A 21,116-nucleotide genomic window follows, 5' to 3' on the forward strand; every position below is an offset into this window, starting at 1 on the left:
TTGGATGCCCGGGCGGTAGCATCGCCCTGTGACCAGCGATCGCCCGCGCCGCCGACGCCGGATTGATGTCCCTGCCGCCTCGCTGCCCCGTCCGACCCCAGTCCGGGCAGCCCCTCAGGCGGCCCCAAGTCGGCGTGCACCGGTCGGTCGACCGCTCCATCATGTGAACCGCGATTACGGCTACGTGCGGCGGGACCTGCTCGGCATCCTCGTTGTCGGGCTCATCAGCTTCGGCTTCATCGGCGCGATGAGCTTCGTCGTCCGGTAGCGGCCCCCCATTCAGCGCAGGTTCATATAGGCCAGGTAGGCGCCAATTCCCGCAGGGAGCACCCCGTACAGCCAAACCTGCGGAACCAGCAGCGCCATCACGCCCCAGGCGATGACAATGCCGGCGATAGCGAAGGCAACGACCGCGGGGCCCCGCTTCCGTCCGGTGGCAACCTCGAGCACCCGTGTGAAGGCATACCCCAGCCCAGCGCCGACGAAGATCGCAAAGAATCCGAACGTAAACGGCAGGAGAATGAGGCCCCAGGCGAGCCCCATCACAACTCCGCCGATGAGCGAGGCCGCTGCCGCCCGAACCATCCCGCCAGCAGTGAGCGTGTAAATCGGGTTCCTGGCGATCCGGGCGCAATCCCGGCAACGCGCGCCGACGGGCGTCTGCACAAGGCAGCGGGGGCAGATGGGGGTTCCGCAGCGGCTGCAGCGCAGGGCAGTTTCGACCCCGGGATCGCGCGGGCACACGACAACCGTGCCCGGCGGCGGCGCGTCGGCGACCACGGTCGCCGCAGGGGCGCCGCGGCGGCCGGCGTCGTACTCGGCCCGCCTCCGGGGGTCTCCCAGGACAGCCCACGCCGCATCGAGTTCGCGGCGCCGCTCGCGGATTCTCGGGTCGGGGTCCGCACCGTACCGAGCCGAGAGGCTCCGATAGGCCGCCTCGATGACCTCCTGGCTGGCGTTCGGCGAAACCTCGAGCACCTCATACAGGTCGCGCTCAGGCGGAGACTCCTGTGCCGGCATTCGATGATCGTAGCCGCTGGAACGTAAAGGGGAACGGAACCAGGGGCTACCCGCGCAGGCGGCGGGCAACCTCTGCGGGCGCGGCTGCGAGCGGCTGCGGCTCCTGCTCGCCCTCACCCGCGAGCGGCTTCAGCAGCACGACCCCATTCGCCAGCTCATCTTCGCCGAGGATGAGGGCAATCCGGGCGCCGGCCGCGTTCGCCGACCGCAACTGCGCCTTAAACGACCGGTCGCCCTCGCCGACCACCGTTGCCACCCCGAGGTCGCGCAGTGCCGTCGCCAGCTGGATTGCCGCGGTCGCGGTGCCCTCGCCCCGGTGCACGATGAACGCCTCGGCTGCGGGGGATGGCTCGAAGGTAATGCCGTTCTTCTGCATCTCGAGGATGATGCGCTCAATGCCTGTCCCAAAGCCGATGCCCGGCGTCGGCGGGCCGCCGAGCAGCTCGACCAGCCCATCGTAGCGGCCCCCGCCGCCGATGGTCCCCTGTGCCCGCTCGTCGTCGTCGGGCACCACTTCAAAGACGGTGCGGTTGTAGTAGTCCAGCCCGCGGACCAGCAGCGGGTCGACCAGGAACTTCACGTTTGCCGCCCTCAGCGCGGCCATCACGGCCTCGTGGTGCTCGCGGGCCGCGGGGCTGAGCCGGTCGATAAGCTTGGGAGCGCCCTCCTTGAACGGGAGGTCGCGTTCATCCTTGCTGTCGAGCAGGCGGAGCGGGTTGCGCTCGAATCGCCGCTGGCTGTCCTCGGAAAGGCTCGCGAGGTGGGGCCGGTAATACTCCTTCAGGTCACGAATGTAGGCGCGCCGGGGTTCGAGGTCATCGAGCGAACCGAGGCGCACGGTAATGTTCCGGATTCCGAGCATGCCGTACAGCCGCCAGAGCATCGTGATGACCTCAGCATCGACGAGCGGGTCGCTGGAGCCCAGCACCTCGCTATCAAACTGCGTGTGCTGGCGGTAGCGGCCCTTCTGCGGCCGGTCGTACCGGAACATCGGGTGGGTGGTGTAAAGGCGCACGGGCTGCGGCCAGCTTGCCATTCCGTGCTCGAGGTAGGCGCGGACGATTGCCGGGGTTCCCTCCGGTGTCAGGGCAAGGCGGTCGCCGCCCCGGTCTTCGAAGACGTACATCTCCTTTTCGACGATGTCGGTCGAGTCGCCGCTCCCCTTCTCGAAAACGCGCGCATCTTCGAATACGGGGGTATCGATGCGCTGGAAGCCGTGGAGCCGGGTGACTTCGCGGACCGCATCAAGGACGGCCTGCCAGTAGGGCTGCATCGCGGGCAGGACGTCCTGCGTGCCGCGGGGAGCCTGGAATCGGGTCATGGGATGTCCTGACGTGGGGCGCTGAATGCATGCTAGGATAAGAAGAAGGTTTCCCCCGGCAAAGAGGCTGCTGCCAATGTCCGTCAGCCAAGGAGAGCCCGCCGTAGCCAGCGTCACGATTGACGCCCTGCTGGAGCGCGCGGGCAAGTACCTCCCGGCTGAGCGCCTCGACATCATCCGCGACGCCTTCGAATTTGCAGCCCGCCATCATGAAGGGCAGTTCCGGAAGACCGGCGACCCCTACATAACGCACCCGGTCGCAGTCGCCGAACTCGTCGCCAACCTCGAACTCGATCACCTCGCTATCGCAGCTGCCCTCCTGCACGATGTCCAGGAGGACTGCGGCGTTCGGAACGAGGAAATTGCGGAACGGTTCGGGCCGCGCGTCGCGAAGCTCGTCGACGCCCTGACCAAGCTCGACAAGCTCCCGATGAACGTTGCCGAGCTCGATCCCATGCGGGGGACAACGCAGGCCCAAAACCTGCGCAAGATGTTCCTCGCCATGGCTGAGGACCTAAGCGTCGTCCTCATCAAGCTGTGCGACCGCCTGCACAACATGCGGACGCTCTGGGCGTTTCCGCCCGAAAAGCAGCGGCGCATCGCCCTCGAAACGCAGGAGATTTTCGCGCCGCTCGCGAGCCGGCTCGGCGTCTGGCAGATTAAGTGGGAGCTCGAAGATCTTGCCTTCCGCTACCTGGAGCCCGAGAAGTACCGGGAGATTGCGGAGCTGCTCGCTTCGAAGCGCGTCACCCGCGAGCGGGTCATCGCGGAAGCCTCAGCCATCCTGAAGGAGCACCTCGAAGCGGCCGGCATCAAGGCGGAGGTCACCGGGCGGGCGAAGCATATCTACAGCATCTACCAGAAGATGCGCCGCTACTCGGCCCAGTCGAAGAGCTTCGACCAGATCTACGACCTCCTGGCCATGCGGGTCTTCGTCGATACCGTCTCCGAGTGTTACCACGCCCTGGGCGTGATCCACGCCCTCTGGCGGCCCATTCCCGGACAGTTCGACGACTACATCGGGAACCCGAAGGACTCGATGTACCAGTCGCTCCACACCACCGTAGTGGGGCCAGGCGGCCGGCCGCTCGAGATCCAGATTCGGACCTGGGAGATGCACCGGGTTGCCGAATACGGCGTCGCCGCCCACTGGCGGTATAAGGAGGGCGGGAGGCAGGCAGGCCGCGACGAGGAGCGTATCGCCTGGCTGCGGCAACTCATCGAATGGCAGCGCGACCTGGCCGGCGCCGACGAATTTGTGGAATCGGTCAAAACCGACATCTTTCACGACCAGGTGTTCGTGTACACGCCGAAGGGCGATGTGCTGGACCTCCCGGCCGGGGCAACCCCTCTGGACTTTGCCTATCGCATCCACACCGACCTCGGGCACCAGACGGTAGGCGCGAAGGTGAATGGCCGAATGGTGCCGCTCAACTCACCGCTGAAAACCGGCGACGTCGTCGAAATTCTGCGGAGCCGGACCAGCAAGGGGCCCTCTCGCGACTGGCTCAATCAAAATCTCGGCTACATCCGCACGGCCCACTCGCGGGAGAAGATCCGGCAGTGGTTCCGGAAACAGGAGCGGGCCGAGAACATCGAGCGCGGCCGGGAGATGCTCGAGAAAGAGCTCAAACGGCTTGGTTGGGACGTTTCGGAGCGGCAGGAACAGCTCTTATCTCTTTTCAACTACACCAGCTGGGAAGACTTCCTCGCAGCGATCGGCTACGGGGGCATCAGCACCAACAGCATCGCCCGCAAGGTCGCGGCCGTCATCGAGCGGGAGGAGGCGGAGGCAGAGACCCCGCCTGAGCTCCCGCAGAAGCAGGAACCGGCCAAGCTCGGAGGCCCCGGAATGCGCGTCCTTGGGGTGGGCAACCTGCTCACCACCATGGCCCGCTGCTGCAATCCGGTCCCGGGCGACCAGATCATCGGGTATGTCACCCGCTCCCGAGGCGTCAGTGTCCACCGGGCCGACTGTCTCAATGTCCTCAACGAAGCCGAACGCGAACGGATCGTCGAGGTCGAGTGGGGCACAGTTACCCGGACCTACCCGGTGTCGGTGCGGATAGAGGCGTGGGACCGGGTCGGCCTCCTCCGGGACATCACGACGGTCGTGACCGACGAGAAGGTCAACATGGTCGGTGTTCGAACCATCGAGAACGGCGACGGCTCGGTCACCATCACGACCACACTCGAAACCACTGGCATCGAACAGCTTTCGCGACTGCTGTCGCGGATTGAAATTATCCGCGGCGTGCGGTCCGTTGAGCGGGTGCAGGAGCGGCGGCGAAAACCGCTGCCCGACGAGCAGACCGTCCCGCTGCGTCGGACGGCGCCCTGATTCAGGCTGCGCGACCTCGACCGACGGCGTATCGGGTCCTGGACGTCCTGGCTGAAGCCCTTTTCTTGCAGGCTACGGTGGGGCGACTGGTGCCTCCCACCCCAACATGAGGACGGCGTTCGCCCCATGCCTCGGCCATCATCGAGGCCGCGATGGCGAGCGCGCTGCCGACCAGGATGAGGTCGACAAGGATGGTGAGGGCGGGATTGACCATGATGCGCACATCCGTTCGAAAGCTGGTCGGCAGCGTAGACGAACACATGTACTACTGTCAACACATATGTTCGAAAGTCGTCACGGCCTGTCGCCCTCGCCTCCAAATCCCTTGGTTCCGGGTGTTGCGCCCGGCCTGGTCAGTCCATCCGCGCCCGATACTGGATGCTCTCGGCCATGTGCGCCGCCGTGATTGTCGGGGAACCGGCGAGGTCGGCAATCGTCCGCGCCACCTTCAGGACCCGGTGGAATGCCCGGGCCGACAGGTTCAGCCGCTCGACGGCACGCTTCACCAGGTCGGCAGCGGCTGGCTCCATCTCCGACTGGGCGAAATCCCGCACCTGGGCCGCCGTCATTTCGCCGTTGGTGGCGGTCCGCGTTCCGGCAAAACGCCGCGCCTGGACCTGCCGCGCCGCGGTCACCCGTTCGCGCACCGCAGCTGAAGGCTCTCCACGCGTGGCGGCGCTCAGTTTCTCGAACGGCACCCGCGGGACATCGACGAAGAGGTCGATCCGGTCCATCAGCGGGCCGCTCAGCCGGCGCTGGTAGCGGCTCACCACGGTTGGCGGGCAGGTGCAGGCACGCTCGGGGTCGCCAAGGTAGCCGCACGGGCACGGATTCAGGGCAGCGCACAGCATGAAGCTCGCAGGGAAGGTCACCGCCTGCTTTGCCCGGGCGATGGTGACCGTTTTGTCTTCGAGCGGCTGGCGCAGCATTTCGAGCACGTGCGGGTCGAACTCGAGCAGCTCGTCGAGGAAGAGCACGCCGCGGTGGGCGAGGGTGATTTCGCCCGGGCGGGGGATCGACCCCCCGCCGATCAGCCCGGCGTTCGAGATAGTGTGGTGTGGCGCACGGAACGGCCTGGCGGTCACGAGCCCAGTGCCTGGACTCAGCAGTCCCGCGACGCTGTAGATGCGCGTCACCTCCATCGCTTCGCCGGTAGTCAGCGGCGGGAGGATCCCGGGGACGGCCCGGGCAAGCAGCGTCTTCCCGCTGCCCGGAGGACCCTTCATGACGACGTTGTGGCCACCAGCTGCCGCAACCTCGAGCGCCCGCTTGACATGCTCCTGCCCAACGATGTCGGCAAAGTCGGTTGCGACCCAGGCCGGGTCATCGATGGCAGCCGGGGGCGGGGCCGTGCACACCGGCAACGGTACGGTTCCGTTCAGGTGAGCGACGACGCTCGCGAGCGAATCCACGGGATACACAGTGAGGCCGCTGACCAACGCCGCCTCAGCGCCATTGGCGGCGGGGACGAATGCCCGGCGGACCCCATGCGCGGCCGCCGTCATCGCCATGGGGAGCACGCCGCGGACGGGGCGTACGTCGCCGGTGAGCGCCAGCTCGCCGATGAAGACGGCGTCGGTTACGGTGCCTTCAACCTGGCCGGAGGCGAGCAGGATGCCGATGGCAATGGGGAGGTCATAGGCGGGCCCCTCCTTGCGAAGGTCCGCCGGTGCGAGATTGACGGTGATGCGATTGTTGGCCGGCCAGGCGAGCCCGCTGTTCCGGATAGCGGCCCGGACCCGTTCGCGCGACTCCTGGACCGCGGTGTCCGGCAGCCCGACGACGGTCACTGCCGGGAGCTGGGCGCGCGTAATGTCAATCTCGACCTGGACGAGCTCGCCTTCGAGCCCGACGACCGCACAGCTCAGGACGCGGGCGAGCATCGGCGGATTGTAGGCCCCTGATTCGCCGTGTGGTCAACCCCCCGGGCTCTCCCCGGGGTCGCGAGGGCGGCCGGTTCGTGGGCACCCACTTGCGGGGGACGGCTTGTTTCTGCCCAGGCTACCAGCGGCGGCCGCTACGGCCCCTGGCCGCTGCTTCATGGTTCTCCGATGCGCTCCTCGATCCACGGCACGATGAGGTCAATGAGGCGCTCGCGCGGGTCAGCCTGCCCGCGGCCCTCTTCGCCGACCGGGTTGAGATAGTGGTCGGCCCACTCGAGCGTGACGAGGGCTTTGTCCGTGGCGCCCGACTTTTCGAAGATCTCCCGCTGTTCGGAAGGGAAAATGTCGCAATCGCCGTCTGCGAACACAATGAGGGTCGGGATCTTCACGTGGGCGATAGTCTCGGGCAGGTCGGCCTGCGAGCTGGTGCCGCTCCAGGTGCTGAGCCATCCCCGCGGCGTCATCACGCGCGCAAGTCCGCCGTACCCGTAGTTGCCGATAATGGGGTCGCCGGGGGAAAAGATGCTCCCGAGGGGTCGCCGGCTCGGGTCGATGGATGGGTCGAGGTACGCGGGGTTCGCCAGCGTCCGGTAGATGACCATGTAGCGGCCGAGTCGGGCACGCCGCACAATCAGGCTGCGCGTGGCCGCGGGAAGTGCCGCGTAGCGGTCGGAACGCAGTTCGCCGCGGAAGTAAGCATGCTCGGCGAGGTACTCGCGCGCGATGGCGTCGAGGCGCAGGCTGCGCTCGCGCTGCTGCTTGCGGTATTCCGCCAGCCATGTGGGGTCGTAGCTGCTCGGTTCGGGAAAGGGCCGGTACCCGTTGTCGGGGTTGTACATGTCCCAGCGAGGGTCGTAGCTCGCAGGGTCGGACTCGTTGGTGACGCTGGGGTCAAGCACGTTGAGCATGAACCGGCCCTCGCCGAGGTGCGCGGCGACGGCGATGTACAGGTCGCCGGGCGGCATCTGCTCGGACGCCAGGTCAATTGGTTCTCCCGAGGGTGTCGACGACAGGCGCGCTGCGGACGGGCGCGATGCCTGCGACTGGTAAAAGGCGAGGAGCGACCCGCCCCCGGAGTTCCCGAGCAGGACGACCCGCTCAAAGCCCTGCCCGCGAAGCCAGCGCATCCCCGCAGCGATATCGAGCAGGATGCGCTCGTGGACCATGTCAGTGTCGTTGTTCAGGTAGCGGCTGTTCTGGCCGAACACCGCATAGCCCCGCGCAGTCAGCCCCGGTACAACGTAGTGACGGGTGAACTCCCCGCGCGGATGCATCAGGTAGACGACCGTGCGCGGGTCGCGGTCGGGCGGGCGGTAGAGGATGCCGAACGTCTGCGCGGTATCGCTGGCTTCGAGGTAGACGACGTCGCGGCGAATGCGCGGGTCCAGCGCGGTGAAGGCGAATGGAAGGCGGCGTCCACGCGCTTCGAGGGGCTGGGTCATGCGCCGCATCCTACCGGAGCGGCCCGCGAGGCAGCTACCCTCAGCGGGGAGCGCGAGCGGCGATCCGTTCGGCTACCATCTTGCGCACCGCCGCCACGGCCTCGGCATCGTTCCCGAGGGTATACACGATCGCAATCACCCTCCCCATGCGATACGCATCCGTATACACGAGGTTCCCCTGTCCGTCCGGCCTGGCGGTTACATAACTTCGTACGCCATCCGCGATGTAGACCGGGGTCCCGTCGGCCTGCGTGGTGCCCGGCCCGAAGAGGTCGGGAGGGGGATTCCGGAGCGCATCGGCGATGGCCGCGAATTGCGTCGACGCCGTCTCGGCACTTGGCAGGAGGTTCACCTCGACCCGCACGCTCGAAACGCCCGGCTTGCTGCCGGCGAAGACGGCGAGGTACGCGTCCTGTTCCGGTGTCAGCGAGGGCAACTTCCCTTTGGTATCTGCCCGGAAGCCGGCATCGGTAAGGTCGGGGATGAGCTCAGCAGCGGAGGTGACCGGCGGCGAAGGCGCATCCTCCTTGCCGCCGCATCCTGCCGCGAGCCCGAGACTCAGGAAAATGACAATCGCGGCAGCGAGGCAAACTGCAAGATGATGTCGGCTGCCTGCCCCGGCGAGATGCGGTCGGTGCTGATGCAGAGGTCGTAGGTGCTCGGAGTCAACCATCCCGTGTCGTAGAAGCGGCGGAAGTAGTCGAGCCGCTCAGTATCGGTCCTTTCGATGATTTTGAGCGCCTCCTTTTCGTCGACGCCCATGCCCGCCATGATGCGCCGTGCGCGGAATTTGGGCGAGCCCGTCACCAGGACCCTGACGGTATCTGGCCGTTCGCGAAGGATGACCTGCGCAGCGTGGCCGACGATCACGCAGCTGCCGCGCTCGGCGAGGTCGCGAATCACGTCCTCCAGGAAGCGGCGGTAGTCTGCGGAGGTGTAGAGCGGGCTCGTGGCCAGCGGAACCGGGTCAGCCCAGCCGGCGGCAGGCATCGCCGGGTTGCGGGCGAGCGCCTCGAGGATGCGCGTGAGGAGGGAGGGGCTGTGTTCCGCCTCAGAGACGGTCTCCGGTGAGACGCCAGCCTCAGCCGCCGCTTCCTGGATGACCTGGTAGTCGACATATCGGAAGCCCAGGCGGCTGGCAACTGCCTGCGCGACCTCTTCGCCCGCAGTCCCAACCTGCCGCGAGATAGAAACGACGCGTGTCGACATCGACGAACCCCCGCGAGGTGGTCGTGGCGGGCCATTGTAGCGCGGCGCCGTTGCCCCGAACGTGCAAAGGGGGCCGCCTTGGCCGGCCCCCTTGCTGCGGGAGGTGCCCCTGCGGACGGGTTGGCGCCCGTCTCAGGCGTCGAACGGCCCCGCCACGCTTTCGAAGCGGGCGAGGAGGTAGGAGTCGAAACGGTTGCCGGCGAGTCCGCGCATGATTTCAAACGCCTCGGAACGCGGGAGGGCGCGGCGGTATGGGCGGTCGTTGGTCAGGGCATCGAAGGTTTCGCACATGCCGATAATCTGGGCTTCGACCGGCACCTCGCTTCCCTCCAGCATGCCCGGGTAGCCCTTACCGTCGACGCGTTCATGGTGGCAGCCGACCCACCAGGCTGCGGCGCCGAGCCCGGGGATTTCCCCGAGAATGTCCCGGGCATAGATGGGGTGCATCTGGACAGCTGACATCTCATCGATGCTGAGGATATCTGGCTTCCGCAGGTACCGTGCCGGCACCCCGAGCGTCCCAATGTCGTGGAGCAGGGTGGCCACCTTCACGAGGTCGGCGCGGCGCTCGGTCATGTCGCAGTGAAGCGCGACCCGCCGGGCCATGTCCGCGATCCGCCGCCCCGACCCCTCTTCCCGCCCATTTCGCACATCCACAACGTCGCTCAGGACGCCCAGGAATTCGAACAGCTCATCGCGCCCGAGCACACCGCCGTAGTTCAGCGCCATCAACCCGGCGCCGAGATCGTTGTCGTACAGTCCCATCCAGAAGTCGTCCCGGGTGGCCAGCTCGGCCATGCGGTGGGCCAGCTCCGGGTCGAGTTCCCGCCCGGCCATGTCGCGCACGAGCGCCGGGCCGCTCCTGCGGAGCGCGAGCGGCGGCGCATCGCCGTCAAGCAGCGTCTCGAAGCGGTCGGCCAGGGCGACGATTCGGCTGACCAGCGGTGCGGCATCGCCCCGGAGCGCCCCTGGCCTGCCGGAGCCGTCCCAGCAATCGTGGTGACCGAGCACGGCCGCGGCGACGGGCTCCGAGAAGCCCATGCGGCGCGCCACGGCTGCTCCCGTTTCGCAGTGCCTGGCGATTGTCTCAATAATCTCGGACCAGCCGCCGCTCGACGGCCGCACGAGCACCTCGGCGCTGCTCCGGCCATTCCGCGCCCAGCGCGTCGCCACCGGCGCAGCCTGAATGCTGACCGGGTCGAGCACCGACATCCCGACGTCGTGGAGCAGGCAGCCGAAATACACCTCCTCGATGCGCGCCGGTTCGAGCCCGAGGTCGCTGGCGAGGTAGACGCCGATGTAGGCGACCCGCTGGGCGTGCCCCGGCTTCCTCCCCTCGGCCAGGTCGAACGCGCGGCTGAGGGCTCCAAGAATGGTCCCCCGGCTGAGCCGGGGGACCCCGGAGAGGCCGGTGTCTTCGTAGAGCGACGGATCGAGAAAGTCCGCCTTGACCGTCTGGATCTGCGCTTTGGAAGCCATGATTCCCCGTGTCCCGCAGGTAGCAGGGCGTATTCGGAATATCGGCCCCGGGAACGGGGCGCTGCAGGGACGGCCCGGTGACGTCCCGGAGAAATAGGGAAGAGTCGTACGGGCTATCGGGGGTGCCGACGTTCGCCGCCCTGGAATCGCGCGGGGGCTTGCTCTGCACGCGTTTGCGAAAGCGCGTAGACTTGAAGTAACGCGCACGGTGTGCCTTCGCGTCCGCCGGTCCGCACAAACCTATCCAGGCGAACGACAGCGCAGATGGATCGCACCCGGCTCAGCCGGTTCGTCAACCAACGCCTCTCCGAGCTGACCCTCAGCGAGCCAGCCACCGTTTCGCCATTCATTCCCGTCCGGAAGGCCGTCGAGACCATGAACCGACTGGGGACGTCCTGCGTCCTCGCTGTGGAGCAGGGTCAACTCCAGGGGATCTTCACGGAACGCGACGTCCTTACGAAATGCATGGTGGATGGGTTCGACTGGGACCAGCCGCTCAGTGCTTCGGTGCTCACGAAGCAGCCCCGGGTGATTGCCTCCACAGGGACGGTGGCCGAAGCAATCGCCCTGATGCAGCAGCACCACTACCGGAATCTGCCTGTGGTGGAAGGCAACTGGGTTGTGGGGGTGCTGCGGCTGGGCGACCTCCTGCGAGACCTCGCCGAGGCATACCCCGAAGACGTCCTGAACCTGCCTCCTCGCCCTCACCAGGTGATGGAGCAACCAGAGGGTGGATAGAAGCAGAGACCCATGACTACTGAAGCGCAGCTCAAGCCCGAACACCAGATTGAAGAGCTCGAACGTGTCACCATCCGCTTCGCCGGCGACTCCGGCGACGGCATGCAGCTGACCGGCACCCAGTTCACCCGGACCGCGGCCGTCTTCGGAAACGACCTCGCAACCCTTCCCGACTTTCCGGCGGAGATCCGTGCTCCCGCCGGCTCCCTCCCCGGCGTCTCCGGCTTCCAGATCTCGTTCGCAAGCACCGAAATTTACACCCCGGGTGACCGCCCCGACGTTCTCGTCGCGATGAACCCGGCCGCCCTCAAAACGAACCTCGGCGACCTGAAGCCTGGCGGCCTTCTCATTGTGGACAAGGACGAGTTCGAGCCGACGAACCTCAAGAAGGCGGCCTACGAAACGAACCCGCTTGAGGACGGCTCGCTCAACGGCTACCAGGTCGTCCCGATCTCGATCACACGGCAGAACGAACTGGCGCTCGAGGGACTGCCGCTGAGCGCCAAGGACAAGTTCCGTTGCCGCAACTTCTACGCGCTTGGGCTCGTCCTCTGGCTGTACGGCCGCACACTGGATACCACCATCAAGTGGGCGACCGAACAGTTCAAGCGGCGTCCCGATATCCTCGAAGCAAACCTGCGCGCGCTCCGGGCCGGATATAACTTCGGCGAGACAACCGAACTGTTCCGCGTCCAGTACCGCGTACCTCCCGCCAAGGTCCCGCCCGGCGTTTACCGGCACATCAGCGGGAACGAAGCTACAGCCCTCGGGTTTGTCGCGGCTTCAGTCCTGAGCGGTCTGCCGCTCTTCTATGCGAGCTATCCGATCACCCCGGCCAGCGACATCCTCCACGAGCTCTCCAAGCTGAAGAACTTTGGCATCAAGACGTTCCAGGCCGAGGACGAGATTGCCGCCATCGGCGCGGCCATCGGCGCGGCCTACGGCGGGCACCTCGGGCTGACGGGTACGAGCGGCCCCGGCCTCGCCCTCAAGAGCGAAGCGCTCAATCTCGCTGTCATGACCGAGCTCCCGATTGTCGTCATTGATGTTCAGCGGGCCGGTCCGTCCACGGGTATGCCGACCAAGACCGAGCAGGCCGACCTGCTCCAGGCGATGTTCGGCCGCAACGGTGACAGCTACGTGGCAATCGTCGCGCCCTGCACGCCCTCGGACTGCTTCTACATGGCGATTGAGGCCTTCCGGATCGCGCTGAAGTACATGGTGCCGGTCGTGTTCCTGAGCGACGGGTACCTCGGCAACGGCTCGGAGCCGTGGCGCATCCCCGATATCTCTGAGCTGCCGAAAATCGAATGGCACTATGCCGAACCGCAGGACGGGAAGTTCAATCCGTACCTGCGCGATCCGAAGACCCTCGCCCGGCCGTGGGCCGTCCCCGGCCAGCGTGGACTCGAGCACCGTATTGGCGGCCTTGAAAAATCCGGGGAAACGGGCGACATCAGCTACGACCCCCGCAACCACCATGAAATGACGCTCGCCCGCAAGGGCAAGGTCGAGCGCATCGTGCAGGATATCCCGCCGCTGGAGGTGACCGGCCCCGAGGAGGGCGACCTGCTCGTGCTCGGGTGGGGCGGCACGTACGGCTCAATCACCAGCGCGTGCGACAACGCCCGCAAGCGCGGCCTCAGCGTCGCCTCGGCACACCTTCGGTATCTCAATCCCTTCCCGGGCAACCTCGGCGATGTGCTCAAGCGCTACCGAAAGGTGCTCATCCCCGAGCTGAACACCGGGCAGCTCGCGCTCCTCATCCGGGGGCGCTACCTGGTTGACGCCATCCCCTTCAACAAAATCTCAGGTCAGCCGTTCAAAATCGCCGAAATCGAAGGCAAAATCGACGAAGTGCTCGGCCTGCGCGACGAATATGTTCTCGAGTTCACCCGCAGTGCCGGGGTAAGTGGAGGCTGACATGACCGCACCAACCGCTCCCAACGACGGCCTGATTTCGCCCGACCTCCCGGTCCTGACCCGCAAGGATTTCGTCACCGACCAGGAAGTGCGCTGGTGTCCCGGCTGCGGCGACTACTCAATCCTCGCCCAGATGCAAAAAATGCTCCCCGAGCTTGGTATCCCGCGGGAGCAGATCGTCTTCATCAGCGGGATTGGCTGCTCCAGCCGGTTCCCGTACTACGTCAATACGTACGGTTTCCACAGCATCCACGGCCGCGCCCCGACCATCGCGACGGGCCTGAAGACGGCGCGGCCCGAGCTGACCGTTTTCGTCATCACCGGCGACGGCGATGGCTTGAGCATCGGCGGCAACCACCTGCTCCACGCGATGCGGCGGAACGTGGACCTCAACATCATCCTCTTCAACAACCGCATTTATGGGCTGACAAAAGGGCAATACTCCCCGACGTCCGAATTCGGGAAGATCACGAAGTCGTCGCCGTACGGCACCACCGAGCGCCCGCTCAACCCTATTCGCATTGCACTCGCGGCCGGCGCTACCTTCGTGGCCCGGTCCGTCGATCGGGATACCCGGCATCTCGAGGAAATGCTCTACCGCGCAGCGAAGCACCGCGGCGTCTCGTTCGTCGAGGTCTACCAGAACTGCAACATCTTCAACGACGGGGCCTTCGCGGCCTTTGCCGAAAAAGAAGTACGGGCCGATCGGATGATTTACCTCGAGCACGGCAAACCCCTCCGCTTCGGGAAGGAGAACCAACACGGCATTCGGCTGAACGGGTTCACGCCCGAAATCGTCGAGAATGCAACGACCGATGAGGGCCTGCTTGTTCACGACGCTCACACCGAGAACATCACGCTGGCCAACATCCTCGTCGGCATGGACTACCCCGACTTCCCGGTGCCAATCGGTGTCTTCCGCGACGTCGATGCACCCACCTTCGACCAGCTCGTCCAGCAGCAGGTCGAGGAGGCGATGGCGAAGGGCAAGGGCTCGCTGGAGGCCGTACTCCGGGCCGGGGAAACCTGGGTCGTGGAGTAGGTCGTTCTGTAACGCCAGCCGGGGTAATCTGCTATCGTCGGGGCCGAGCTCGGCCCCGACGCGTGTTATAGGGTCAGGCGAAGGAGGCGTGAATGATGCCCGGAGAACCGGCGAATGTCATCGTCTGCCCGAGCTGCGGCGCTGAGAACATCGAAGGCGCCGATACCTGCGAGCGCTGCCTCAGTGACCTCAGCAGCATCGACGTGCCGGAAGGCGCGCAGGTGCTCAAGGAGTCCGACCTGTCGCTCCCAATCGGGGCTGTCCGCTGGAGCAAGGCATTGCTTGTCCAGGCGACCGCCACCGTCCGCGAGGCCGTGCAGCTTATGCAGCGCGAACGGGCCGGCGCCGTCGTTGTCATGAACGGCCTGTCGATCGCCGGCATCTTCACCGACCGTGACGTGCTCAGGAAGGTGGCCCCCGACCCCTCCGTGCTCGACCGCCCAGTCTCCGACGTCATGACGCCCGACCCGGTCGTCCTGCGAGAGGACGACATGATGGCCTACGCACTGAACAAAATGGGCGTCGGCGGCTTTCGCCACATTCCCATCGTGCGCGGCGACACGGTCATCGGCATGCTCACGGGCCGGGACGTCCTGAACTGGGTGATGGGCCGCTACTTCGACTGACGCGTAACGTTCCGGTCGGTCGATGGAATTATGGCGCTGGCTTATGGCTGAGCAGGGGCGTATGCTCGAACCATAGCCTCACCCTATCGATGGGGGACGAGTCATATGGAACTCGCCCAGCTCGAAGCGTTCATTACAGCGGCAGATTGCGGCAGCTTCAGCCGGGCCGCTGAGCTGCTGAATGTCGCGCAGCCGTCGCTCAGCAACCGCATCCAGGCGCTCGAGCGGGAGGTTGGACAGCCGCTGTTTGAGCGCATGGGCCGCGGCGTAAAGCTCACTGACGCCGGCCGAGCCTTCCTCCCCTATGCTCAGCGGGTAATGCGGACCCTCAACGACGGACTCATGATGCTCGAGGGCACCCGCGACGGCACGGCAGGGCGCCTGCTCATCGGCACGGCGCCTGCCGTCGGTACCTACGTCCTCCCGCGGCTCCTCAAGGTCTTCTGCGACACGCATCCCGGCGTCGATGTCCTCGTGCGCACCGGCCACAGCGACGAGGTCCTCCAGATGGTTCTCGACGACGACGTGCAGGTGGGCCTCGGCCGGCCGATCAACCACCCTGATGTCCGCACTGTCGTGCTCTACCGGGATGAGCTGGTCCTCGTCGTCTCGGCTCAGCACCGGTACGCGAAAAAAGGCTCCGTGCGGGTGGAAGACCTCGCGGAGGACTCCCTCATCCTGTTCGACCGCGACTCCGGCTACTACGGAATGATCATGGGCCTCTTCCGGGACCTCGGCGTGGTCCCGCATCAGCAGATGCAGCTCGACTCCATCGAAGCGACGAAGAAGATGGTTGAAGCCAACCTTGGCATCGCCCTGCTCCCTGAGGTCTCCGTCGAGCGCGAAATTCGTCTCGGGACGCTCCATAAGGTGCACATCGAATCCGCGGAGCCGGTGCAGCGCGATATCGCTGTCATGTATCGCCGAAACAAGCCCCAGTCCGGGCCGATGGCCGGGTTCCTCGACCTGCTGGGCGAAATCTACGGCGTGCGCCTGCCGCGCTGACGATGCTGGTCGACCTTCACTGCCACACCCGGCCGCGCTCTGCCTGCAGCGCCCTCGAACCGATCGAGCTGGCCTACCTGGCAGCGGAGCGGGGACTCGATGGCATCTGCCTGACGGAACACGACCGGTCCTGGGCCCACGACGAGCTGGAGGCCCTCCGGGCTGCGGCGCCGATTGCAGTCTTCCATGCGGTTGAGCTGACTACTGACCTCGGCCACATCCTGGCATTTGGTCTCCCGTCTACGGCCTTCTCTGCCTCGGCGCGGGAGGTTGCCGCCGTCGCGGAGCAGTGTGGAGCGCTGCTCTATCTTGCTCACCCTGCTCGAGACGGGTTGCTCCGTGTCACCCGGGAGACGGTGGAGTACTTCGTCTCCGTCGAATCGGTGAACGGTTCAGATTCACGCCTCCAGAACATCGCCGCCGCCGGCCTCGCGAAGGGATTCAGGCTGCCCGGCATCGGCGGCTCAGATGCGCACACCGCAGACGAGGTCGGGCGGGCTGCGACGCGCTTCGCTGGCCGGCTCACCTCCGACGCCGACCTGCTGGAGGCGCTTCGCTCCGGTGCGTACGAAGCCCTGCTGCTTGGTTAGCCGCTGAGCCACGTCCGGGCGTGGTGGCGGTCAAATTCCTGGTGGAGGTTGAGCAGGGCGACGAAGTGCTCGAGCGCGTGTGCGAGCGCCCGCTCGGCAACCCATGCGAGGTCTACCTCGCCGACGCCGCCCGGCCAGACCGCAGTCCGGGTCCACTGATCGGGGGTGAGGTCCTTGAAGTAGCCGACGGTCTGCTCGCGGGCCCGCATGAACGCTTCGGCGAGCTCCTCGATGTCGCCCTCGGGGCGGTACTCCCGCTCCATGTGGGCTGTCTGGTCCCAGCTTTCGAACACCGGCCGGTCCTCGGCAAGGATGCGCGGGACCCGCACGTGGAAGACGTTCTGCTCGGCGGCCAGGAGGTGCGCCACGTGCTGGTGGGGTGTCCACCCCCCGCCAGGCGGGGTGTCATGCTGCCACCGGCGCACCAGCCCGGCCGCCCAGTCGACGCCCTTGACGCTGAGCTGGAGCCGGGCCATCAGGGTCGGGTCGGGGATGCGTCGTTCCACGGGAGCACCTTCGGATTCAGGGAATTTCAGCGGGGCGAATCGGGGAAGCCCCCGCGGCCGCCGGGCATGTCGAGGGTACTACCATCGTGGTATGGCGATCGACCCGCTGGCGGCCGGTGCTCCGTCACCTCTCCATGTGTCACTCGCTGAGGCGGGACTGCACGCGCGCTCCCTCCGCGAGGGAGGATTCGCCGCTGCGCTCCGCCATGCCTCCGCGCCGGCAGGCGCTCCCGGTCTGCAACCTGCGCGCGCCGCTGGCAAATCCCCGGCCGCGGGCCGGCCAGCTCCCGAGCCGCACACCCCGGTCGTCTCGCGCGAGCCCGCGGGCGACCCCGACCGCTGGGACGGCCTGCTGAACCGGCTGGGGCAGAAATACGGGGTTCCCCCGCTCTTCCTGAAAGCGGTGATGCTCATCGAGAGTGGCGGCCGGCCAGATGCGATCGGCGACGGCGGTCACTCCGTCGGCCTCTTCCAGCTCCACGACCAAGGGTACGGCCATGAGATGGGCGACCTCCGCTTCGACCCCGAGGCGAACGCTGACCGCGCGGCCCGCGGACTGGCTGCCTCGTGGCGGAAGCTCGAGCAGGCCGGGTATTCGGGCGAATACCTGGTCCGCGCCGCGTACGACGATACCTTCAACCCGGGCGGCGGGTTTGCCCACCAGGGCGACGCGCTGGTTCGCACCTTGAACCGGCTGCTTGCTCAACAGGGCCTGCCGCCACTTGCCTGATTTCGAACGGTCAGCCGCCCGCCCCGGTGGTATCATCGGCTGAAGGGGTATCCCCCTGCGCGCCCACACGGGAGGTGAGCTGTGGTTACGGCCGGGTACGTTGAACGCTCGGTAACGGTGAACGGCCTGAAGCTGGCCTACCAGGAGTGGGGGAATCCGTCCGCGCCCCCGATCGTTATGCTGCACGGTTTCGGCGTCTCCGGGCACATGTTCGACGAGTTCGCCGAGCGCATGCAGGACCGGTACTGGCTCCTGGCGCTCGACCAGCGCGGTCACGGCGACAGCGACTGGTCGGAAAGCGGAGATTACTCACGCGAGGCGTTTGTCGAAGACCTCGAAGGCTTCCGGAAGGCGCTGGGCCTCGACAGGTTCATTCTCATCGGGCACTCCATGGGAGGGCTCAACGCCGTTTCATATGTGAACACCTACCCCGGGCACGTCACGGCACTGGTGCTCGTCGATGTGGGCCCCGAGTCTTCAAAAGAAGGTGTTGACAACATCGTCCGCTTTACCCGGGGCCCGGATGAGCTGGAATTTGAAGAGTTTGTGCAGATGGCGCACCGCTTCAATCCGCGGCGCACCCTCGAGAACATCCGGGAGCGGATGCGCCACCGGCTGAAGCCGACCGAGGGCGGCAAGTGGACGTGGAAGTTCGACCGGCGATTCCGCCAGCCGGACAGCGGGATCACGGTCGGCTGGCGGCTCAGCAACGACGAGATGTGGCAGCTGTTCCGGAACATCACCATCCCGACGCTGCTGGTTCGCGGGGCCGAAAGCGACGTACTGTCCGCCGAGGTTGCGGAGCGGTGCGTCCAGGAGATGCCGGCCGCCCGGCTCGTCACCATTCCCGGTGCCGGCCACAGCGTCCCGGGCGATAACCCCGACGCCTTTACCGAAGCGGTCGCCAGCTTTCTTGGCGAGGTCCAGCGCGGTGAGTTCCCGCCGAAGGCGGCCACGGAGCCGCCGGCCCTCCAGCAGCTGGTCGAGGAGCAGACGACGGCCCGGCGCCGCGGTCCCGGCACGATGACGCTGGTGCTTGCCGGCGCCGGTGCCGTGATCGCCTTGGCCGGGCTCGGGTTCCTCATCCGGAAAGGCACTGAAGCCCGCCGGGAACGGCGCAGGCCGGCCACGAAGCGAGCATTCGGGACGGTTCGCGAGGCCGCGCCACCAATCCCACCTGTGGACCTCGAACTTGCGCGGGAGCGGGCTGCGGAAACGGTCGCCCGGCTTGCGGAGATCAGCGCCCGCGGCGCCCGGAGCGCCCGCCGCACCATCGACGACGCCGACCTCTCGCGAGCCCGTGCCGCGGCCGGAGAACTGCTCGCCGCCCTGGGAGAAACCGGGCGCCACGCACCCGAACTTGTCCGGGAGGCTGCGCACCGGGTTGAGTCCGTCGCCCGCCGGCGGCGGAAGACCGGCCGCGCGCAGCGACTTCTCTGGCTCCTGCCTGGCCGCTCCAGCCGCAGCCGCCGCGGGTGGTTCCGCTAGGCCATGGCGGGCATCCTGGCGTACGCCGATACCGGCAGGGGCGGCCCGCCGCTGCTGTTCATCCATGGCCTCTGCTGCGACCGCCGCGCGTGGGACCCGCAGATTGCCGACCTCTCACGTGACCACCGCTGCATCGCTGTCGACCTGCGCGGCCGGGGAGCGACGCCGGCCGTTCCCCCCTTCGGCATCCGGCAGGCTGCCGCCGACATCGCTGAGTTGCTCGATGACCTCGAAGTTGGCCCGGCCGTCCTCATCGGCCACAGCCTCGGCGGAATCACGGCGCTGGTCGTCAACGACCTCCGGCCGGACCGCGTCATCGGCATCGTGACCGGCGACTCCCCGATTTCTGCCCCGCGCGCGGACGGCTCCGGCGCCAATCCCCTGGTCCAGCGCATTCGCGAACTCGGAACAAAAGAAGGCTTGCGACCGCTCATTGAGACGTTCTTTACGGCTGAATCGACCCCCGAGGCCCGGGCCTACGTGGATGACGTGATGTACCAGTGCCCGGCGGAGGTGGCCGCCGGCATGCTCGAAGATGCGCCGGACGTCCTGGCGTCGCTGCCTGAACTGGTCCGGAAAGCGGACCAGAAGCCGCTCATGGCCATCTGGGCCGAACGGCCGCTCGGCGATCCGGCGTGGCTCCGTTCGGTCACAAAGTTCGTCCGGCAGGAGCCCATTGCCGGCGCCGGGCACTTCTTCCAGCTCGAACAGCCCGCGGTAACCAGCGCGCTGCTCCGTGCATTCCTCAATGATGTCGCGTCCGACCCGAGAATCCGGTAGCCCGGACGGATGCCCGGCGCTGGGCCGCTGCGGCGGGCAGCGATAAGGTAGGCAGGATGGCAGACACCGGCGCACGGAAACGGACCCGGGTGCGTCGCGCACGGGCGGTCGGGGAGCGGCGCGAGGCGTTCAACTGGCAGCCCGTCTTCATCGCGTCAGTGGTCGCGGTCATGCTCAGCATCGTCATCCTTGTGACGGTTGCGGCTGATGGTGCGAGCCGGGGAAACGGCAGTCCGCCGCCGGCCGAGCCGGCCGGGCCGGCGACAGAACCGGCGACGACACCGGCGGCTGCCTGGAGTTCGCCCACGCCGACCGAGCCGCCTGCCAGGCAGACACCTTCGCCCACGCCGAATGCCGACGGAGCGATCGTCGTTGCTTGCGGGGACATCCTCGCCCCGCTCGACAAGCAGCACCGTCTCCCCGCCGACTGTGAGCCGCCCGACCTCGAGCGGCTGCCGGCGGAGATTTCCTTCGGCGGCGCCCAGTATCTTCGGCGTGAGGCGCTCGATGCCCTGCTCGAACTGTTCGACGCCGCGCGGCGGGACGGCTACAGCCTCGCGGTGAACAGCAGCTATCGCAGCTACGCCACCCAGGCCCAAACCTACAACTCGTGGGTGCAGCTGTACGGACAGGAGTACGCCGACCGCACGAGCGCGCGGCCCGGCCACTCCGAACACCAGCTCGGGACGACGGCTGATGTTGGGGCGCGCGGGCTCTTCCTGGAGAACTTTGCCGGAACGCCCGAGGCAGCCTGGCTCCAGGAGAACGCCTGGAAATTCGGCTTCATCATCAGCTACCCGGCAGGCAAGGAGCACATCACCGGGTATGCCTATGAGCCCTGGCACATCCGCTATGTCGGTCGCGATGTGGCGGCGGAGGTCCACCGTTCAGGCCTGACGCTTCGGGAGTATTTGCTCCAGCGCTGACCCCGGCGCTTGCCGGGCCGCGCCGCCGATGCCACACTCCCGGGGCAACCTGATCAACGCCCCTGCA

General features: G+C 66.9%; 19 protein-coding genes. 11 read left to right on the forward strand and 8 right to left on the reverse strand.

Annotated elements, in window-relative coordinates; translation table 11 throughout:
- Positions 1-279: 279 nt before the first annotated feature.
- Both A9A59_RS08735 and hisS read right to left on the reverse strand, forming a co-directional pair.
- Positions 280-1,020, reverse strand: coding sequence for a DnaJ domain-containing protein (locus A9A59_RS08735; RefSeq protein WP_098503905.1), 741 nt, complete (start codon positions 1,018-1,020; stop codon positions 280-282).
- 46 nt (positions 1,021-1,066) lie between these two features.
- Positions 1,067-2,341 (reverse strand): histidine--tRNA ligase, encoded by a 1,275-nt coding sequence (gene hisS, locus A9A59_RS08740; RefSeq protein WP_165772610.1) that lies wholly within the window; start codon positions 2,339-2,341, stop codon positions 1,067-1,069.
- A 76-nt stretch (positions 2,342-2,417) separates the two neighbouring features.
- On the opposite strand from hisS, the gene A9A59_RS08745 reads away from it, so the two are divergent.
- Positions 2,418-4,682, forward strand: a complete 2,265-nt coding sequence (locus A9A59_RS08745; RefSeq protein WP_098503906.1) for a RelA/SpoT family protein — start codon at positions 2,418-2,420, stop codon at positions 4,680-4,682.
- 353 nt (positions 4,683-5,035) lie between these two features.
- On the opposite strand, the gene A9A59_RS08750 is transcribed toward A9A59_RS08745, so the two are convergent.
- The 5 genes from A9A59_RS08750 to A9A59_RS08770 all read right to left on the reverse strand — a co-directional run bounded on the left by A9A59_RS08750 (position 5,036) and on the right by A9A59_RS08770 (position 10,695).
- Positions 5,036-6,565, reverse strand: coding sequence for a YifB family Mg chelatase-like AAA ATPase (locus A9A59_RS08750; RefSeq protein WP_098503907.1), 1,530 nt, complete (start codon positions 6,563-6,565; stop codon positions 5,036-5,038).
- A gap of 155 nt (positions 6,566-6,720) precedes the next feature.
- Positions 6,721-8,007 (reverse strand): alpha/beta fold hydrolase, encoded by a 1,287-nt coding sequence (locus A9A59_RS08755; RefSeq protein WP_098503908.1) that lies wholly within the window; start codon positions 8,005-8,007, stop codon positions 6,721-6,723.
- A gap of 40 nt (positions 8,008-8,047) precedes the next feature.
- Positions 8,048-8,443, reverse strand: coding sequence for a hypothetical protein (locus A9A59_RS08760; RefSeq protein WP_098503909.1), 396 nt, complete (start codon positions 8,441-8,443; stop codon positions 8,048-8,050).
- A 122-nt stretch (positions 8,444-8,565) separates the two neighbouring features.
- Positions 8,566-9,216 (reverse strand): cytidylate kinase-like family protein, encoded by a 651-nt coding sequence (locus tag A9A59_RS08765; protein WP_098503910.1) that lies wholly within the window; start codon positions 9,214-9,216, stop codon positions 8,566-8,568.
- A gap of 132 nt (positions 9,217-9,348) precedes the next feature.
- Complete coding sequence (locus A9A59_RS08770; protein ID WP_098503911.1) at positions 9,349-10,695, reverse strand: HD-GYP domain-containing protein; 1,347 nt, start codon at positions 10,693-10,695, stop codon at positions 9,349-9,351.
- 264 nt (positions 10,696-10,959) lie between these two features.
- On the opposite strand from A9A59_RS08770, the gene A9A59_RS08775 reads away from it, so the two are divergent.
- The 6 genes from A9A59_RS08775 to A9A59_RS08800 all read left to right on the forward strand — a co-directional run bounded on the left by A9A59_RS08775 (position 10,960) and on the right by A9A59_RS08800 (position 16,619).
- A complete protein-coding gene (locus A9A59_RS08775; protein WP_098503912.1) occupies positions 10,960-11,433 on the forward strand; it encodes a CBS domain-containing protein in 474 nt (157 codons plus the stop codon).
- A 12-nt stretch (positions 11,434-11,445) separates the two neighbouring features.
- Positions 11,446-13,356 carry a 2-oxoacid:acceptor oxidoreductase subunit alpha gene (locus A9A59_RS08780; RefSeq protein ID WP_098503913.1) on the forward strand — a complete coding sequence of 637 codons (1,911 nt, stop codon included), beginning with the start codon at positions 11,446-11,448 and terminating at the stop codon, positions 13,354-13,356.
- A 1-nt stretch (position 13,357) separates the two neighbouring features.
- Positions 13,358-14,398: a 2-oxoacid:ferredoxin oxidoreductase subunit beta gene (locus tag A9A59_RS08785; RefSeq protein ID WP_098504849.1), complete on the forward strand. Its 1,041-nt coding sequence runs from the start codon at positions 13,358-13,360 to the stop codon at positions 14,396-14,398.
- A 92-nt stretch (positions 14,399-14,490) separates the two neighbouring features.
- On the forward strand, positions 14,491-15,024 hold the full coding sequence (locus A9A59_RS08790) for a CBS domain-containing protein (RefSeq protein WP_098503914.1): 534 nt from the start codon (positions 14,491-14,493) through the stop codon (positions 15,022-15,024).
- Between the two features lie 105 nt (positions 15,025-15,129).
- A complete protein-coding gene (locus A9A59_RS08795; protein WP_098503915.1) occupies positions 15,130-16,029 on the forward strand; it encodes a LysR family transcriptional regulator in 900 nt (299 codons plus the stop codon).
- 2 nt (positions 16,030-16,031) lie between these two features.
- Positions 16,032-16,619 (forward strand): CehA/McbA family metallohydrolase, encoded by a 588-nt coding sequence (locus A9A59_RS08800; protein WP_098503916.1) that lies wholly within the window; start codon positions 16,032-16,034, stop codon positions 16,617-16,619.
- Here the strand turns inward: A9A59_RS08800 and A9A59_RS08805 are convergent.
- Complete coding sequence (locus A9A59_RS08805; protein ID WP_098503917.1) at positions 16,616-17,125, reverse strand: DinB family protein; 510 nt, start codon at positions 17,123-17,125, stop codon at positions 16,616-16,618. The two genes, A9A59_RS08800 and A9A59_RS08805, sit on opposite strands and share 4 nt — an antisense overlap.
- A 91-nt stretch (positions 17,126-17,216) precedes the next feature.
- Here A9A59_RS08805 and A9A59_RS08810 point away from each other — a divergent pair, with 91 nt between their 5' ends.
- From A9A59_RS08810 to A9A59_RS08825, 4 genes are all read left to right on the forward strand, one after another.
- Positions 17,217-17,855 (forward strand): transglycosylase SLT domain-containing protein, encoded by a 639-nt coding sequence (locus tag A9A59_RS08810; protein WP_106427072.1) that lies wholly within the window; start codon positions 17,217-17,219, stop codon positions 17,853-17,855.
- An 81-nt stretch (positions 17,856-17,936) separates the two neighbouring features.
- A complete protein-coding gene (locus A9A59_RS08815; RefSeq protein WP_133117575.1) occupies positions 17,937-19,343 on the forward strand; it encodes an alpha/beta fold hydrolase in 1,407 nt (468 codons plus the stop codon).
- A 3-nt stretch (positions 19,344-19,346) separates the two neighbouring features.
- Positions 19,347-20,123: an alpha/beta fold hydrolase gene (locus A9A59_RS08820; RefSeq protein WP_098503920.1), complete on the forward strand. Its 777-nt coding sequence runs from the start codon at positions 19,347-19,349 to the stop codon at positions 20,121-20,123.
- A gap of 89 nt (positions 20,124-20,212) precedes the next feature.
- On the forward strand, positions 20,213-21,049 hold the full coding sequence (locus A9A59_RS08825) for a M15 family metallopeptidase (RefSeq protein WP_165772611.1): 837 nt from the start codon (positions 20,213-20,215) through the stop codon (positions 21,047-21,049).
- Positions 21,050-21,116 lie beyond the last annotated feature (67 nt).

The sequence above is a fragment of the Tepidiforma thermophila genome, assembly GCF_002563855.1.
Lineage (GTDB): Bacteria > Chloroflexota > Dehalococcoidia > Tepidiformales > Tepidiformaceae > Tepidiforma > Tepidiforma thermophila.